Source organism: Sinorhizobium sp. 22678, from assembly GCF_052044265.1.
In the GTDB taxonomy this organism is placed as follows: domain Bacteria; phylum Pseudomonadota; class Alphaproteobacteria; order Rhizobiales; family Rhizobiaceae; genus Sinorhizobium; species Sinorhizobium meliloti_A.
Map to the genome: position 1 here is coordinate 240,024 of NZ_JBQEMS010000008.1, position 16,204 is coordinate 256,227.

Annotated in this window: 16 protein-coding genes; 5 read left to right on the forward strand and 11 right to left on the reverse strand. The window is 61.8% G+C overall.

What is annotated here, in order from left to right; genetic code table 11:
• The 3 genes from ACTJKL_RS14780 (at position 1) to ACTJKL_RS14790 (ending at position 2,992) form a co-directional block, all read left to right on the forward strand.
• Complete coding sequence (locus ACTJKL_RS14780) at positions 1 to 906, forward strand: 4-(cytidine 5'-diphospho)-2-C-methyl-D-erythritol kinase (RefSeq protein ID WP_440853181.1); 906 nt, start codon at positions 1 to 3, stop codon at positions 904 to 906.
• A gap of 6 nt (positions 907 to 912) precedes the next feature.
• Entirely contained in the window at positions 913 to 1,455 is a 543-nt protein-coding gene (moaB, locus tag ACTJKL_RS14785) for a molybdenum cofactor biosynthesis protein B (protein ID WP_018094389.1), read from the forward strand.
• 457 nt (positions 1,456 to 1,912) lie between these two features.
• The gene (locus ACTJKL_RS14790) at positions 1,913 to 2,992 is read left to right on the forward strand and encodes a hypothetical protein (RefSeq protein ID WP_440853182.1); all 1,080 of its coding nucleotides are present in this window, start codon (positions 1,913 to 1,915) and stop codon (positions 2,990 to 2,992) included.
• Positions 2,993 to 3,060: 68 nt separating this feature from the next.
• On the opposite strand, the gene ACTJKL_RS14795 is transcribed toward ACTJKL_RS14790, so the two are convergent.
• Positions 3,061 to 3,618, reverse strand: a complete 558-nt coding sequence (locus ACTJKL_RS14795) for a glycosyltransferase family protein (RefSeq protein ID WP_100669247.1) — start codon at positions 3,616 to 3,618, stop codon at positions 3,061 to 3,063.
• Positions 3,619 to 3,795: 177 nt separating this feature from the next.
• Here ACTJKL_RS14795 and ACTJKL_RS14800 point away from each other — a divergent pair, with 177 nt between their 5' ends.
• Both ACTJKL_RS14800 and rnhB read left to right on the forward strand, forming a co-directional pair.
• A complete protein-coding gene (locus tag ACTJKL_RS14800; protein WP_440853183.1) occupies positions 3,796 to 4,953 on the forward strand; it encodes a PA0069 family radical SAM protein in 1,158 nt (385 codons plus the stop codon).
• Positions 4,954 to 5,140: 187 nt separating this feature from the next.
• A complete protein-coding gene (gene rnhB / locus ACTJKL_RS14805; RefSeq protein WP_100669251.1) occupies positions 5,141 to 5,791 on the forward strand; it encodes a ribonuclease HII in 651 nt (216 codons plus the stop codon).
• A gap of 237 nt (positions 5,792 to 6,028) precedes the next feature.
• Here the strand turns inward: rnhB and ACTJKL_RS14810 are convergent, their stop codons facing one another.
• The 10 genes from ACTJKL_RS14810 to nurR all read right to left on the reverse strand — a co-directional run bounded on the left by ACTJKL_RS14810 (position 6,029) and on the right by nurR (position 16,179).
• A complete protein-coding gene (locus tag ACTJKL_RS14810) occupies positions 6,029 to 6,514 on the reverse strand; it encodes a F0F1 ATP synthase subunit B (protein WP_018094384.1) in 486 nt (161 codons plus the stop codon).
• Positions 6,515 to 6,527: 13 nt separating this feature from the next.
• On the reverse strand, positions 6,528 to 7,142 hold the full coding sequence (locus ACTJKL_RS14815) for a F0F1 ATP synthase subunit B (RefSeq protein WP_440853184.1): 615 nt from the start codon (positions 7,140 to 7,142) through the stop codon (positions 6,528 to 6,530).
• 73 nt (positions 7,143 to 7,215) lie between these two features.
• Positions 7,216 to 7,443, reverse strand: coding sequence for a F0F1 ATP synthase subunit C (locus ACTJKL_RS14820; protein WP_003533642.1), 228 nt, complete (start codon positions 7,441 to 7,443; stop codon positions 7,216 to 7,218).
• Positions 7,444 to 7,527: 84 nt separating this feature from the next.
• Positions 7,528 to 8,280: a F0F1 ATP synthase subunit A gene (locus ACTJKL_RS14825; protein WP_018094382.1), complete on the reverse strand. Its 753-nt coding sequence runs from the start codon at positions 8,278 to 8,280 to the stop codon at positions 7,528 to 7,530.
• Positions 8,281 to 8,340: 60 nt separating this feature from the next.
• Entirely contained in the window at positions 8,341 to 8,703 is a 363-nt protein-coding gene (locus ACTJKL_RS14830) for an AtpZ/AtpI family protein (protein ID WP_275596670.1), read from the reverse strand.
• Positions 8,704 to 8,992: 289 nt separating this feature from the next.
• Complete coding sequence (locus ACTJKL_RS14835) at positions 8,993 to 10,150, reverse strand: cell wall hydrolase (RefSeq protein ID WP_100669257.1); 1,158 nt, start codon at positions 10,148 to 10,150, stop codon at positions 8,993 to 8,995.
• 205 nt (positions 10,151 to 10,355) lie between these two features.
• Entirely contained in the window at positions 10,356 to 12,257 is a 1,902-nt protein-coding gene (locus ACTJKL_RS14840) for a potassium transporter Kup (RefSeq protein ID WP_440853201.1), read from the reverse strand.
• 16 nt (positions 12,258 to 12,273) lie between these two features.
• Positions 12,274 to 13,254: a magnesium transporter CorA family protein gene (locus ACTJKL_RS14845; RefSeq protein WP_100669259.1), complete on the reverse strand. Its 981-nt coding sequence runs from the start codon at positions 13,252 to 13,254 to the stop codon at positions 12,274 to 12,276.
• Positions 13,255 to 13,574: 320 nt separating this feature from the next.
• The gene (locus tag ACTJKL_RS14850; protein WP_100669261.1) at positions 13,575 to 14,726 is read right to left on the reverse strand and encodes an Mrp/NBP35 family ATP-binding protein; all 1,152 of its coding nucleotides are present in this window, start codon (positions 14,724 to 14,726) and stop codon (positions 13,575 to 13,577) included.
• 619 nt (positions 14,727 to 15,345) lie between these two features.
• A complete protein-coding gene (gene nurR, locus ACTJKL_RS14855) occupies positions 15,346 to 16,179 on the reverse strand; it encodes a LuxR family transcriptional regulator NurR (RefSeq protein WP_411921944.1) in 834 nt (277 codons plus the stop codon).
• Between the last annotated feature and the right edge of the window lie 25 nt (positions 16,180 to 16,204).

The following is a 16,204-nucleotide window of genomic DNA, read 5'->3' on the forward strand; positions in this document are numbered from 1 at the left end:
ATGCAGGCAGACGGCATTCCGGGCTTCGCACTGACCTTTGCGGCGCCCGCCAAGATCAATCTCGCGCTGCACGTCGTCGGGCAGCGCGCCGACGGCCACCATCTGCTGGAAAGCCTGGTGACCTTCGCCGAATGTGGCGACCGGGTCGGGCTGACCGCGGCGGAAAGGGACCGTTTCACGGTGTCGGGCCGCTTCGCCACCGACCTTTCAGCCGAGGGCAATGGTGGTAATCTCGTGCTCCGCGCCCGGGACCTGTTGCGGCGCGAGCTTTCGGCGCAGGGTGGAATGGCCGGCCCGGTTCATCTGCATCTCGAGAAGAACCTGCCGATAGCATCGGGGATCGGCGGCGGCTCGGCCGATGCCGCCGCGACTCTGCGCGGGCTGCTGTCGCTCTGGGGCGCGACCGTCGAAGCGGCAAGGCTCGACAGCCTTGCGCTGCAGCTCGGCGCGGACGTTCCGATGTGTCTCGACCGAGGCCCCCTCGTCGCGAGAGGCATCGGCGAAGAGATCACGCCTTTTCCCGAGCTGCCGCCCTTCGACGTCGTCCTCGTCAACCCCCTCGTCGCGGTCTCCACGCCGGTTATCTTCCGATCGCTCGTCAGGAAGACCAATCCTGCGCTGGTCTTGCCTGAAGATGCCCGCTCGACTGCCGAATGGCTGACGGCCATGGCGGCCCTGCGGAACGATCTGGAGCCGCCGGCACGTGCGCACGAGCCGATGATCGAAACCGTCTCGAATGCACTGCACGATGCAGGCGCCGCGCTCGTGCGGATGTCCGGCTCAGGCGCCACCTGCTTCGGACTGTTCACGGGGACGAAAAGCGCCGAGCGTGCCGCTGAGACCATTTCCGCCGACCACCCGCGATGGTACGTTCAGGCGACGCGAACCGCGGGAAAATCAGGATAACGCCAGATGCCCGGCCTCGATGAAAGACGCCCCTTCATTCCCATCGGCATCGCCGTGCTCACGGTCTCGGACACGCGCACACGCGCGGACGACAAGTCCGGCGATGTGCTCGAAGCGAGAATACGGGAGGCCGGCCACCGGCTCGAGGCGCGGACAATCGTTCCCGACGAGCGCGAGAAGATCTACGGACAGGTAAAGGCCTGGACGCTCGATGCCGCGATCGACGTCGTCATCACCACCGGGGGCACCGGCTTCACGGGCCGCGACGTGACGCCGGAAGCGCTGGAGCCGCTCTTCGAGAAACGCATGGATGGCTTTTCGGAGGTGTTCCACCGGATCTCTTACGAGAAGATCGGCACGTCGACGATCCAGTCGCGAGCCACGGGCGGGGTCGCCAACGCGACCTTCATCTTCGTCCTGCCCGGATCCCCCGGTGCCTGCAAGGATGCCTGGGACGAAATCCTGAAGCAGCAACTCGATTACCGGCACATGCCGTGCAATTTCGTCGAGATCATGCCGAGACTCGACGAGCACCTGAAGCGCGGCTGACGAAATTCGTGTTCCGTTTGGAACAGCCCAGCGCCCAGAATCCCGTTAGTTTGCCTTCGTCGGCTTGGCTCGAAGCGGGCAAGGCAAGCACCGTTTAATTGCTTCGAGCGAATGTCCGGCCTCTTTTCTGGGGCAATATCGGGAAAAGAGAGAAGGCTACGACGTGCTGCCCGTTCGCAACGGTGGGCCTGCATGGCAAGACATTTTCACAGACGATTATTTGCATAAACAAGGTCATTTGAGAGCCACTTTGGGGGGTACCGCAAGGTACGCCCCATTCTTGCTTCGGAGAAGAGGCTCAGCTCGGGGCTGCCACCGGCATATGACGGCTTCTCGTCGCCGGAGAAACCCCATTCCTGTTTACCGCCTCGGAGCCCCTTTTCCCGGTTTTCACTAACGACGCAGGCGCGCCGCTCGAGGCTCCGCGCCGCGACCCCGCGAGGGTAAGGAGGAGGTCATGGGAACGGCAGAGCATACATATTCGAAAACGGATTGGCCTGAGGCCGAGATTCCGCTGGGGCTGCGGGCGCTCTACGAAAGGCGGCGGAAGGATGAATGGCAGGCAACGGTGGACAGGCTGGACGCATTGCGCCGGTCTTTCGCGGAGCAGCGACGGCATATTATGGCACCTGAACTGCGCGACAGGATCAAGAATGTTGCAAGGTCGGGCTTGCGGGATGATCCGCGCGGCCCCGGTCTTCGATACAGGTCGTTCGTGGGGGCCAGGAATGCCGACCTTGATCTGAACGCGCTCAAACGGCTTCATAAGCGCGCCTATAGCGAAGTCGGCGCGTTGGTGAAGAGCCCTGAAGCCTTCCACCGCCACGAAACGGTGGTCGGCAGCGTGACCGACATCTTCAAACAGCCACCGATCGTGTATGTCGCGCCCGATCCGGACAAGGAAAAGCTGTTTCTCCCGCCCTTTGGAGGTTGCTGGGACAGACTCGATCAGAATCAGGCAACCGGCGACGGAGCAATCGTGGAGAACAGTTCCTATCTGGACTGTGCCGGCCGGTTTGGATCGAAACTGATCGCCCGCAACAGCGATGCCTCCGACGTGGATCTTCTCTGTGCCTATCGGGAGAACGGCTATCTCGTGCCGTTCAAGACGCTTCGCACCGGGATACTGCAAGTCAAGGCCGACCTGTCGGCCCTCATCTGCCGCCATCACATTTCGACCTACGACGAGTTCGGGTGGTCCGACTTTCACGCGACGACGCGCGGCCGCCTCGTGTTGGCTGTGTTCTGGAACTGGGAGGATGTCGAACCGGCGAACGAGGTGAGCGACCAGTGGTTCGCCTCGGGCCTCGACTGCAGCGGCGATGGCGAGAGCTTCCCCGGCACCTCAATCCAGGCCGTTCCTGGGGAACGAAGAATCATCAACCTCTTCACCGAGATGGCCTTCCCCGCTGGCCGCGAGCTCTGGATCTATGTCGGCGTGGCCGATCGCATCTGGGCACTCCTCAATGACGTCAGCATCGACATTTCGATCGACTCGGCCTGGCAATTGAACTCGCTTGCAGTCCGCTCGCTCTGACAACAACGATGCCATTTGGGTCCCTCCGACACCTCGGTCGGGGGGCGAATGGACAACCTATCGCAAGCTCACATCTTGGAATCAGGCGTCCGATGCCGTTCACCGGTCGACCGGTTCTCCATTGCGACCCAGGCTGGGACGAGCTCGGTCGCAAGTTTGCGGGCAGCTCGTCCGCTCGTAAGGCCGCTGAGCGGCATGTTGCCGCGCGCAGCCGCGACTGCATCACCCTTCGGCATCAGAAATCCGGACTCCAGCGGCGGCGACCTGTGTGCCAGGCGCTTGAGAAGCGGGCGCTTATGCATTCGCGAGGGAGAAAACTGCGCCGGGCTCCTGTTCAAAGAGACGTATTCGGCCAATTCATCCACCCAGCGACCGATGGGGCGGGCACCAGGCTCCAGCAGCATCAGCCACTCGCCGCGGGCCGAACGAAGGACATCGCCGAGATCCCAGTCGAGGCAGAAGCGGCAGCCAGCCGCATCCGCGATCCTGGGAGAGCCGTCGGTCGATCCGTGGTCCAGGATTATGACATCGCTGACGAGCCCTTCCACCGCACCGGCAACGAGCGCCGAGAGCGTCTGTGCGAGCTCCGCTTCGTTGTCCTTCGTTTCCATGATGACCGTCAGCATAGGCGTTCCTACCGCATCGCAGCGCAGATTGCTACAAGCGCCGTTCCGCACAGGGTGCGGGATGATGACGGACCTTCCCCGGACCTGTGCTGAACATTTGTTCTTGATTTGTTCCCTCTTCTACGCTAGGAAAATAATCAGCACCAAGCGAACCGAACATGGTTCCGGGAGATTTCGATGAACGATCTGTCTCAACTCAAGCAGGGCGTCTATGCGCCAGGCAACAGCGCGGATGTGGCGGAAGCCCTCGTCGCCGGAACCGGCATCAGAATCGACGTCGATCGTCGGCGCGGCCGCGGTGCCGCCCTCAACATCTCCGGACGCTTCGAGTTGATGACGCGCGAAGTCTTCGATGACGGTTGGCAAACGCTCGAGGAGCTGCCGCCGTTCAAGACCGAGGTCCAGATAGAAAAGCCGAAGACCGCGATCACGCGCAACGATTCTCCCGATATATCTTTCGACCGATCGATCAATCCCTATCGTGGCTGCGAGCACGGCTGCATCTACTGCTTCGCGCGGCCTACGCACGCCTATATGGGGCTCTCGGCAGGGCTCGATTTCGAAGCCAAGCTCTTCGCCAAGCCGGACGCGCCACGTCTTCTCGAGCGCGAGCTGGCGAAGCCGGACTATAAGCTCCGTCCGATCGCGATCGGCACAAATACCGATCCCTATCAGCCGATAGAAAAGGAATGGCGGATCATGCGCCAGATCCTGGAGGTGCTCAAGGACGCCAATCATCCGGTCATGATCGTTACCAAATCGGCCATGGTGACGCGCGACATCGACCTGCTGGCGCCGATGGCGGAAAAGGGGCTTGCCCGGGTCGGGATTTCGGTGACCACGCTCGACCGGAAACTAGCGCGCAGCATGGAGCCGCGGGCGTCGACGCCCACCAAGCGGCTGGAGGCGCTACGCGCAATTTCCGAGGCCGGCATTCCCGCTGGCGTTCTGGTCGCGCCGATCATTCCGGCGCTGAACGACCACGAGATCGAGCGCGTGCTCGATTCGGCGAAGACGGCCGGCGCGTCGGATGCGAGCTACGTCCTCCTCCGGCTTCCGCTGGAGGTGAGCCCCCTGTTCCGTGATTGGCTTCTCAGAAACTATCCGGACCGCTACCGGCATGTCATGTCGCTCATCAGTTCCATGCGCGGCGGCAAGGATTACGATGCCGAGTTCGGTAAACGAATGAAGGGCAGCGGACCTTATGCCTGGCAGATCGGCCGTCGGTTCGAGCTTGCCGCCAAGCGGCTCGGCCTCAATCTGACGCGCCGGCAATTGCGCAGCGATCTCTTCGTGCCGCCGCTCGGGATGGGGGTTCAACTGTCGCTGCTTTGATGCAGACCTTTTCGACAGGCCATCGCACCGGAGATTGAAAAAACGTCACGATCTCGACCGCCGATGTGCCTTAAAACTTCCAGTGTCCGCCCTTTGCCTCGGGGGCGGTGCTGGTCTTCCCCGGCAACCGCCGCAAACCGAGCCGGGGGCTTGAAGGGAATCGGGCGAGTATGCCAATGTCGCCCGCATGACACGCAGCAAACAGCCCGATTCCCCTCTTTTCCCTCTTCCGCCGGCCGTTCCGGATTTCGCGTTCGAACGCGCGGCGCAGCGCGACGGTCTCTGGCCGGTGGCGGGCGCCGACGAGGCCGGGCGTGGTCCGCTCGCGGGCCCTGTCGTCGCTGCGGCTGTCATCCTCAATCCGGAGGCGATCCCGGCGGGCCTCAACGATAGCAAGCTCTTGAGCGCGGAGCAGCGCGAGGCATTGTTCGAGGAGATTCTGGCGACGGCGACGGTCTCGATCGCCTCGTCCTCGTCGGCCCGCATCGATACGACCGACATACTGAAAGCCAGCCTCGATGCGATGCGCCGCGCCGTTCATGGCCTGGAGGTGGCGGCTCGCATCGTTCTCGTCGACGGCCGCGACGTCCCTCCCGGGCTTACCTGTCACGCCAAGGCCATCGTCAAAGGCGACAGCCGCTCGGTGTCGATCGCCGCCGCATCGATCGTCGCCAAAGTCACCCGCGACCGGATGATGGCCCGGGCCGATGCAACCTTTCCCCTCTACGGCTTTGCCCATCACGCGGGCTATGCGACGGTGAAGCATCGCACCGCGATCGAAAGCCATGGCCCCTGCTCCCTGCACCGCATGAGCTTCCGCCCGTTCCGACAATTGTAGTCGACGTCGGCCCTGGCCCTTGATCGGGGGCGTAAACCGGAAGCTTTCTTCCGCGCCGCGCAAAGCGGCTCCGCCGCCCTGATCCAGGCTGTAGGCATGAGCGTCCCTCCCGGCAAGGGCTTGGTCGACACGATCACAACCGCTGAACCCGACCGGGGATGTCGGAGACAACCTCCCATCCGCGCAACGAAAAAACCCCGCCGAAGCGGGGCCCTTGAATCTCGGTCGAACCGACGCTCAGTTCAAGCGTGACTTGACCTCGCCGAGCGCCTTCTTGAAGAGCGACTCCTGAGCGCCTGCGTCGGCCTTGCTCGCGATCACTTTCTCGGCTGCGCTGATTGCCAGGTCTACGGCAGCAGCACGAACCGCATTGATCGCATCGCTTTCGGCCTGCTTGATCTTCTGTTCGGAAAGTGCGGTGCGGCGCGCGACATATTCTTCGGTCTTCTGCCTTGCTTCCGCCGTCAGCATCTCTGCTTCGCGCTGGGCAGCGGCGACGATGCTCGCGGCTTCCGCCTCGGCATCCTTGCGCTTGCGCTGATATTCGGCAACGAGGCTCTGCGCTTCCTCGCGCAGACGCTTCGCTTCCGCCAGTTCGTTGCTGATCTTGTCGGCGCGGGCGTCGAGTGCCTTGCCGACCATGCCCGGAACCTTGAGATAGGCGATGAGGGCAAAGAAGAGAATAAGGCCTACGAGGGCATAGAAAGTCGCATCAAGAGCCATTGTTCTCTTATCCTCAGTTGCCGCCCGAAGCCTTGAACGCCGCAGCGATCTCGGACTTGGTGACGGTTCCGCCGATCAATTGCTTGACCACGGCCGTTGCAGTTTCCTCGGCGATGGCGCCGACATCGGCAAGCGCTTTTGACTTGATGTCGCCGATGCGCGCCTCTGCGGCGGCAATCTTCTTCGCGAGCTCGGCTTCGACACCGTCGCGATCGGCCTTGGCCTTCGTCTTGGCAGCTTCGCGTGCGGTGTCCGCAATCGAATGGCCTTTTGCCCTTGCGCCTGCCAGTTCCTGCTCGTAGGCGGCGATGGCCGCATCGGCCTCGCCCTTCAGACGAGATGCCTCGTCGAGGTCCTGAGCGATCCGGTCATGGCGCGTCTCGAGGATACCGCCGATCCGGGGGATGATGACTTTCGACATCAGGAGATAGAAAAGCCCGAACGTAATCGCGAGCCAAAGAAGCTGCGAAGCGAAATGGGTCGAATCGAAGGGCGGGAACACGCCGGAGCCATGCTCGCCTTCGTGGGCCACACCCGTTTCGGTGTGCACCTCACCGGCCGCAGCGGCATCGTGTGCTTCGGCGCCTTCGGTGGTGGATGACTGGGCGTATGCCTCGGTCACAAACATGCTCACCTCCAGGTGCACTCAAGAATATGCGCGGCCGCGGCCCGACGGGCCGCGGCCAAAACTTCTGCCGATATCAGACGGCGAAGAGGAGGAGGAGTGCAATGAGCAGCGAGAAGATGCCCAGAGCTTCCGTAACGGCGAAGCCGAATACGAGGCGGCCGAACTGGCCGTCAGCTGCCGACGGATTGCGCAGAGCGCCGGACAGGTAGCTGCCGAAGATGTTGCCGAGGCCGAGAGCCGTGCCGGCCATACCAAGGCATGCAAGACCTGCACCGATGTACTTTGCTGCTTCCGCTTCCATGATTGACTCCTTCGAAATGGTGTTGCGGCTTAGGATTTGCGCTTCCGGCGGCAAGCCGACCGGAAACCAGCGACTGTTTATTCCTTAGTGGCCTCCGGGGTGGACCGCATCGTTGAGGTACATGCAGGTCAGCACCGCAAAGACATAGGCCTGGAGGAAGGCGACAAGGAATTCAAGACCGGTGAGGGCGACGGTCATGATGAGCGGCAGGATCGCGCCGCCGATGCCGAGCGCTCCAAAAGCGCTGAGCGATGCGACGAAGCCTGCGAAGACCTTCAGCGTGATGTGGCCCGCCAGCATGTTGGCGAAAAGACGGACCGAGAGGCTGATCGGACGGGAAAGGAACGAAATGATTTCGATCGAGACGACAAGCGGCAGAAGCGCGCCCGGCACGCCTTGCGGCACGAACAGCTTGAGGAAGCCGAAGCCGTGCTTGTAGAAGCCGTAGAGAAGGACGGTGCCGATCACGAAGACCGCAAGCGCGAAGGTGACGATGATCTGGCTGGTGACGGTGAAGAAATAGGGGACCATGCCGAGCAGGTTCGCCGTCAGGATGAACATGAACAGCGAGAAGACCATCGGGAAGAATTTCATCCCGTGACTGCCGGCGCCCTCGCGAAGCATCGAGGCGATGAATTCGTAGGACATTTCCGAAACCGACTGCATGCGCGTCGGGATCAGCCCACGCTGCGACGTCGTCAGATAGAGGAAGCCCGCGGCCGCACCCACGGTCGCGACCATGAACAGCGACGCATTGGTGAAGGAAAAGTCAATTCCGCCAATCTCGATCGGGACAATCTTGTTGACCAGGAACTGGTGGGTCGGATCGTTTGACACCGCGCTTCTCTTTCGTTTTGCCCGCCCGCGAGCGGAAATCCTGTTCTTCCCGGCGACGTATCAGACGCCGCCGCCATCCTCTTTGTCCGTGCCCGGCTCGCCCTTCCGCTCGTCGGGCTTCGCCACCAGACCGGCGGAACGCAGCACGTTCAACACGCCGGCACAGAAGCCGAGTAGCAGGAGGACGATCATGCCCCACGGCCCTGTACCCGCAAAGTGGTCCAAAAGATAGCCCAGAAACGCCCCGACCAGGATGCCGGCGATGAATTCGCTCGAAAGCTTCATCGCCGCCGCGTACCCCTTGCGGCTTTCATCGGCGCGCCCATCCGCCCCTTCCGAGACATCCGCCCGCTTCTTGGACTTGATGTCGTCGCCGAGACGCTTGAGCCGCGCTTCCAGACTTTCTTCCGGCTTCTCCGTCACATGGCTCCCCTTTGCACCCCCACGCGGTCGAACGCGATCTCGGTCATACAAACGGCCGCTGTTCAAGCCACGCTTCGGCCCCATTTGAAGTCGCGCGCAACATAGTTTTAGGCACCCGCATAGTCAAGGCATGGAGGCACCTTCGACGTGGACAATATTATTGTGTTAATTCAACGACTTAATGATAAATCCGGCAAGCTGCGACAAAGGTGCAGAGGGAATCGCCGCCAACGACGGGGTCACGCCCGCGGCTCCGGCGGCTGGCAGGGGCGCGGAGGCGGCCACGCCGTCAGCTCCAGCCGCCGCCATAGGTTCTGTAGAAGATGTGCAGTCCGATCTTGCCGACCCGCTTCATCGTCTTCGCCCAGGCGGGATTCACATAGGTGGCGTGATAATGGGTCGCCGAGCCGACTTCCGACAGCCATATCCTTCCGGAGGTAACCGCCAGCGCGACTTCCTTGGCCGTCTTCCAGTGCGATCGCGAATAGATCAGGTCGCGGATCATGTCGCAGGCGAAAGAGAACTGGCAGCGGTTGCGCCAGGCCTTGTTCTGGTAGACGACGCCGCAGATCGTCTTCGGGTAGGTCGGATTGCGGACGCGATTGAGAATGACCTGCGCCACCGCGGCCTGACCCTTGACGGATTCGCTGCGTGCCTCGAAATAGATTCCCTCGGCCAGACAGGTCTGCTCTTCCTTGCTGAAGACGGTTGGCGGCAGCGGCGTTGCCGCCCAGGCATGATCGTCGGGCGCGATATCCGGAATGAAGCGCCCTGCATTTTCGTCGTTCCGCAGGATCGAATCGAAGGGTGATTCACGCGCATAGTCCGGCTCGGGCCGGACATAGGCAGTCGCAAGAATGTCGGGCTTGTCGTTGGTGACGAGCTTGGCCAGCATCGGCGAGAGGCCCGGTTCCGGCTTCGGCGGCGTCTTGCGGTAAAAGACCGTGGCGATCTCGATCTCCTTGCCTTTGATCTTCGGCTTGGCGAAGACCATCTTCTCGGGGCCGTCGAGGGCCGGGCCGATAAGCGAGCTCGTGCGCTGAAGGATGGATCCGGCGCTGAAGTCCTTGGGCGGGGTCACCGGCGTTACCGCGACGATTCGCCCCTTCTTCAGCTTCCGCGTCACGCGATCCTCGTCCGGCGTCCCCTGGTGTTTCGATTCGGCGGTCAGCGCCACGCGGCCGCCTTCCGGCAGGGTCATGCCGGCGCCGCCGTCGAGCGCACCGGTGGTGATCGGGTCCGTGAAGACCATCTCGACTTCGTGGAGAGAGCCGGCCGGCGAAGGAGTGAGATAGGTGCGCCAACGCTCGCCGCCGCGGTTGATGCCGGACAGAAACGTCGCAATGTCCGAATAGGCGACCGCCGAGGGAAAGCCCAGGAATACGGCAAGGCCTAGGATCGCCGGGGCGCGCCAGGCCGAGAACGAAAACCGAAACTTGTCACGCAACTTCCAACTCTTACGCACCGGTCGGCTCCAGGAACTCTTTCTCAAGCACGCGCTCTCGCAAGCCGGCGATGAGCCAGCGACAAGATTCCATGCAGGACGCTAGGGTTTGGAAGCGGCCGGCCGGCTCGCCGGGACCGCTTCGCTTGAGCCTTGAAAATGCGGCATTAACCTTGATGTTTGGTTAATGCGGACGCAGTGAAACGGATCAGATGATCACGTGAGAGCCGAGTTCGACCACCCGGTTCGTCGGCAGGCGGAAATAATCGGAGGGATCGATCGCAGCATTGGCGAGTGCGATGAACAGACGGTCCTGCCAATGCGGCATGCCGGACTGGGCGTCGGGCACAAGTTTGCGGCGGCCGAGATAGAAAGAGGTGGACATGATGTCGAATTTCAGGCCCGACTTTCTGAAGAGGCCCAGCGCCTGGGAGACATTCTGCGTTTCCATGAAGCCGAACTTCATTTCCAGCAGAGTGAAACGCTCCGACAACCGCCGCGCGCTGACCCGCTCTTCCCTCGGCACCTTCGGCGTGTTTGCCGTCCGGATCGTCAGAATGAAGTTCTGCTGATGCAGAACGTGGTTGTGTTTGATGTTGTGCAGCAGGGCGGCAGGAGTCGATTCCGGATCGCTGGTCAGGAATATCGCCGTGCCGGTCACCGACACCGGCGCGTGCTCGCTCTGGCGCTCGACCGATTTGATGAAGCTTGCCAGCGGAATGTCGATATGGCGGGTCTTGGCGTGCAGGATTGCTGTGCCGCGCTTCCAGGTCCACATGATGACGATGAAGGTCGCCGCAATCAGGATCGGCACGTAGCCCCCGTCGTGGATCTTCAGCATGTTGGCGCCCAGGAAGACGAATTCCAGTGCGAACAGCGGCAGCAGCGCACCCGCTGCCCACCAGCTCGGCCAGTTCCACCGCATACGCAGGAATTCGAAGGAAAGCACCGTGGTGACCACCATCGCACCGGTGACGGAGATGCCATAGGCAGTTGCGAGCGCCTCGGAGGAGCCGAAGAGGAAGACGAGCGCCATGACGCCGAACATCAAAAGCGTGTTGACGTTCGGCAGGTAAATCTGGCCCGTATGGGTCTCGGACGTATGGAAGATCGCCATGCGCGGCAGGAAACCAAGGTGGATGGCCTGGCGCGTCAGCGAAAAGGCGCCGGTTATGACCGCTTGACTGGCGATGATGGTGGCCGCTGTCGCGAGAATGACGGCGGGCAGCAGCGCCCATTTCGGAAACATCAGGAAGAAGGGATCGGACATCGCCTCCGGGTTCTTCAGCACGAAGGCGCCCTGCCCCAGATAGTTCAGCGTGAGCGCTGGGAAGACCACGGTGAACCAGGCCCATTGGATCGGCCGCCTGCCGAAATGGCCGAGATCGGCGTAAAGCGCCTCGGCACCCGTGACCGTCAGGAAGACGGCGCCGAGTACGACGATACCGACATAGCCTTCGTTGAACAGGAAGGTGACGGAATAATACGGGTTGAAGGCTCTGAAGACCGACAGGTCGTCGGAAATATGGACGAAACCGATCGCGCCCATGACGACGAACCAGATGAGCGTTATCGGGCCGAAGAAATTGGAAACCGCGGCAGTACCCTTGGACTGAACGGCGAAGAGGAGCAGGAGGATGACCACGGCGATCGGAACGACGTAGTCCGAAAGGGCCGGGGTCACCAACTTCAAACCCTCGACGGCCGAGAGCACCGACAGTGCCGGTGTTATCATCGCGTCGCCGATGAAGAGTGCGGCGCCGGCAATGCCCATGAAGAACAGTATCGCCGTGTGACCATTGGCGGTCTTCATGAGCAGCGCAAGCAGGGAGAGCGTGCCGCCCTCGCCCTGGTTGTCCGCCCGCAGCAGGAAAAGCACGTATTTTATCGTGACAATGATCGTCAGCGCCCAGATCATCAGCGAGATCAGACCGATGATCTCGACGTCCGTCACACCGTCGTGCGCAACGGGGCGCAACGCCTCGCGGAAGGCATAGAGAGGGCTGGTGCCGATATCGCCATACACGACGCCGACGGAGCCAAGCGCCAGAACCAGCAGGCGGCGGATATTCTCCACCCCAGGTGTAGCGGGAGCAGACAATTGAGACATGTTGCTCAACAGGCCCTTAGAGCCAGCCTTTCCAGCGGAAGAAGAAAAAGGGGATCACGGCCGAAAGTACCATGGCCGCAAGCGCCCACGGATAGCCGAACTGCCATTCAAGCTCAGGCATGATGCGAAAGTTCATGCCGTAGACAGAAGCGACCAGCGTCGGCGGCAACAGAACGACCGAAGCGATCGAGAAGATCTTGATGATCGCATTCTGCTCGACATTGATCAGGCCGAGCGAGGCATCGAGCAGGAAGGTGATATTTCCAGAGATGAAAGCCGTGTGTTCCGAGAGCGACTGGATGTCCCGCGATACCGTACGGCAAAGTTCCCGGCTTTCCTTGTCTGCTTGAACGTCGGGAACCGTATAGACGAAGGTCAGCAGCCTGGAGAGCGAAGCGAGGCTGTCGCGCGTTTTCGCAACAAGCCGGTGATGGCCCGCGACGTCGCGCAGGCGTGCTTCGAGAAAGTGCGGTGGCCGGTGCCGCCGGCCAGACGCCTTGTCGCCGAAGACCTGAAGCGCCAGGTCGTCGATCCTGTCGACAGCCTGCTCGAGAATTTCCGCCGTCCTGTCCACAATCGTCTCGAGCAGGCGCGTCAGAATCACCGCGCCGTTGCGGCAGCCGCCGGGGATACGATGCATGCCGGCCTTGAACAGGCCGAAGGCCCTCGGCTCGGCATAGCGGACGGTGACAAGGCGCTTGCCTGCCAGAATGAAGCCGACATCCGTCAACCCCGGCATTTCCGTGTCGCTTCGATAGACGAGCGAAGCGGTCATGAAGACGGCACCGTCGTCGGTATAAAGCCTGCTCGAAGGTTCGATGTCCCTCAGATCGTCCCGCGTCGGAATGGGAATTCCGAGCAGTCCCTCGATCATCAGGTCTTCCGCCTTGGTTGGCTCGACAAGGTCTATCCAGACGAGATCGGGACGCAGGCCCGACGGCGGTTCGGCCGTGGAGAGAGCGACCGCTTCACCGTTGACACAATAGCCTGTGATCATGCGGCCGCCTTTTTCATGCAGCCGACGACGATGAACCTTGATGATTTCGCAGGATCAGCCGCCACACGATTTTCCACAAAGCAGATTCATCCGATGAAGGCTTTCAGCCGTTTCGACGCCGCATGACGGCAGTCGGGTGACCAAAGTCTCCGGCGATGGCAGTGGCTCGCTTTGACTTGCCTATGCGAGCCAAGGGGATATGACTCAACCCCGGCGCAAAATCAATGGCCTTCGGGGATCCGGTGCTTCCCTGTCGGATGTCTCGGTCGCGCCGCACTGAATTCCCCGGCATGTCGCTTGGGCATGACCGCGGCGAAGCGCTATTCGAAGACGATGTTCGGCATCGCACGGCTTTTGTCCTGCCGGGCAGCGGTGACCTCTCCCCAGACCCGCGCCGCGATGTCGCGATAGACGCGCGCGACCTCGCCATCGGGCTCGGACGCCACGAGAGGGGTTCCCGCATCGGAGGTCTCCCGGATACCCATGGTCAGGGGCACCTCTCCAAGGAACGGTACGCCGATGCGCTCGGCTTCCTTGCGCGCGCCGCCATGACCGAAGATGTCGTAGCGCCTGCCCGTATCGGGCGCCACGAAATAGCTCATGTTTTCGACGATCCCGAGAACCGGAACCTCAACCTTGCGGAACATGGCGAGACCCTTGCGGGCATCCACGAGCGCCAGGTCCTGCGGCGTCGACACGATGACGGCGCCTGCGAGCGGCACCTGCTGAGCCATCGTCAGCTGTGCGTCACCGGTGCCGGGAGGCATGTCCACGACCAGGACGTCGAGGTCCCCCCACGCCACCTCGCGCAACATCTGCAGGAGCGCCGACTGGATCATCGGGCCGCGCCAGATCATCGCGACCTCCTCGTCCACGAGGAAGCCCATCGACATGACTTTCAGGCCGTAGTTTTCCATAGGGCGGATAAGCCGCCCCTCGATCTGTTGCGGGCGGCCGGAAATCTTCAAAAGCCGCGGCATCGAAGGGCCGTAGATATCCGCGTCGAGGAGCCCGACCTTCAGCCCGTTTGCCTGAAGCGCCAACGCCAGATTGACGGAGGTGGTGGACTTGCCGACTCCGCCCTTGCCGGAGGCGACGGCGATGATGGCACCGACGCCGGGGATGCCCGCCTTTGGTGCCGCACCGCCCGCGCGCTGCGCCGGCGCATGGCCCGTCGGGGCCGGCCGGGGCCGCTCCACCGGGCCCTTCTGCGGAGCGGCCTTGCGGTCGGCAGTCAATGCCACCATGGCGGCCTTCACGCCGGGAATCTCGCGCACGACCCGTTCGGCGGCCGCCCGCATCGGTTCGAGCTCCTTCGCCCGATCCGCCGGCACGGTGATCGAGAAGTAGGCCTTGCCGTCGGAAATGAACACATCGGACACAAGGCCGAGGTCGACGATGTTTCCTTCCATATCCGGACCGCGGACGGTCCGTAGCTTCTCCAAAACCATTTCCCGGGTGACATCCGGCATGTCGGCCTCTTGCTCTTTCGTTGGCGCGCAACGCTTTCGACTGCTCTATCGCTAGCCCAAATCGCACCCGATTTAAGGAACTGGGTATTAGATAGTCGAGCCGGGGCACTTCGCCAATGCGACAGGCGGGAAAATGAGAGGGCCGCCAACCGATCATCGTGTCCGTACATCCGGGATCACGGGCGATCGGCGGCGGCCCCTGTCGCGACCTTCCTGGGCGCTGTCTTATTATGGTCCCCTCTGGACACGGAACTGAATATGCACAATGCGTGCCAGTTGGAGCCTTCCGGAAAAAACCAGATTTTCCAATGAGTTGCTCTTCAACTATCGCGGATGCGCAAGAGACTGCGCTGCTCATTTCCTGAGCAGGCGCGCCATTTGGATACGAAATGCTCTCAGATGCGCCGGCCATTGCTCCGGCCGATGGGGCTGCCGGCTAAAGCTGTTGAGATCGAATAACCGCTGCGGCTTGTTTGATTTCCTCATTCCTGTGCTTGTCACAGGAATCCAGCCAGACCAAGTCCTTGGGCTGAAAGAACGCTTCCCGCGCCGCAGACGCGGCGCTGCTCTCATCTCTGTGACAAGCACAGAGATGCTGGCAGAGGATGACTCTCAGGCCCTAGCTGATATAGCCCTTTTTCATCGCCTTCACGACCGCCTGCGTGCGGTTCACCGCGTCGAGCTTCTTCGTGACGTGGTTGAGGTAATGATTCACCGTGTGTTCCGACAGGCCGAGGATACCGGCGATTTCCGAGCTGGTCTTGCCGGCGGCCGTCCAGCTCAGGCACTGGATCTCCCGTTCGGAAAGAACCGTATTGGTGTTCTTCCAGACAGAGCCGATCTCGGCAAGCCGGTTATAGACGTGAATTGCGATCATCTGCAGTTCCATCGCCGCCGTCATCGGTAATTCCGCTTCCGGGCCCATGAGGATGACCGCGCCGCGGCCACCTTCGGCATCGTGGACCGGGAAGTAATTGGCTTGGAATATGCCGTTGTCGCGCAACATGGCGATGTAATCCGCGGCAGAGTCGGGCTTGCCTCCCTCCCTCTCCCAGTCTTCAAGCATGATCTGAAACGGCGTCGTCGTCTCTCTCAACCGTCGCACCCCGGTGCTGAAGCGCAGCATCGAAAGGCTGTCATATTTGTTGAGGAGCTCGGCCGGCATGTTCGAGATCACCGTGGTGGCGGAGAGCCGCTCTACCTCGACTGCAGGGATCGAACAGATGAGAAACGTCTTGAAGCCGAAAATCGGCGTAATCCGCCGCATGTAGCGAATAATGTCGAACTGGGTCTCGAGCCTTGCTATCTCAGGCGCGAAATCGCCGCCCCGGGGCAGATCGATATCAGTCGTCCCCCTCGTGATCATCTCTTGCATCGGTGCGGTTCCATCGCAGTCATCGACTATCAAATAGCCCGAGCGGCCGAGCAATGCCAACAGGTGATTGACGATCATCACCTCTGACGCGCAAAACCCTGTG

Coding starts and splice junctions, on each gene's coding strand:
- rnhB (WP_100669251.1), top strand. CDS start 5,141: ATGACACGCAGCAAACAGCCCGATTCCCCTCTTTTCCCTCTTCCGCCG.
- nurR (WP_411921944.1), bottom strand. CDS start 16,179: ATGATCGTCAATCACCTGTTGGCATTGCTCGGCCGCTCGGGCTATTTG.
- ACTJKL_RS14820 (WP_003533642.1), bottom strand. CDS start 7,443: ATGGAAGCGGAAGCAGCAAAGTACATCGGTGCAGGTCTTGCATGCCTT.
- ACTJKL_RS14845 (WP_100669259.1), bottom strand. CDS start 13,254: ATGATCACAGGCTATTGTGTCAACGGTGAAGCGGTCGCTCTCTCCACG.
- ACTJKL_RS14780 (WP_440853181.1), top strand. CDS start 1: ATGCAGGCAGACGGCATTCCGGGCTTCGCACTGACCTTTGCGGCGCCC.
- ACTJKL_RS14800 (WP_440853183.1), top strand. CDS start 3,796: ATGAACGATCTGTCTCAACTCAAGCAGGGCGTCTATGCGCCAGGCAAC.
- ACTJKL_RS14790 (WP_440853182.1), top strand. CDS start 1,913: ATGGGAACGGCAGAGCATACATATTCGAAAACGGATTGGCCTGAGGCC.
- ACTJKL_RS14840 (WP_440853201.1), bottom strand. CDS start 12,257: ATGTCTCAATTGTCTGCTCCCGCTACACCTGGGGTGGAGAATATCCGC.
- moaB (WP_018094389.1), top strand. CDS start 913: ATGCCCGGCCTCGATGAAAGACGCCCCTTCATTCCCATCGGCATCGCC.
- ACTJKL_RS14850 (WP_100669261.1), bottom strand. CDS start 14,726: ATGCCGGATGTCACCCGGGAAATGGTTTTGGAGAAGCTACGGACCGTC.
- ACTJKL_RS14810 (WP_018094384.1), bottom strand. CDS start 6,514: ATGGCTCTTGATGCGACTTTCTATGCCCTCGTAGGCCTTATTCTCTTC.
- ACTJKL_RS14815 (WP_440853184.1), bottom strand. CDS start 7,142: ATGTTTGTGACCGAGGCATACGCCCAGTCATCCACCACCGAAGGCGCC.
- ACTJKL_RS14795 (WP_100669247.1), bottom strand. CDS start 3,618: ATGCTGACGGTCATCATGGAAACGAAGGACAACGAAGCGGAGCTCGCA.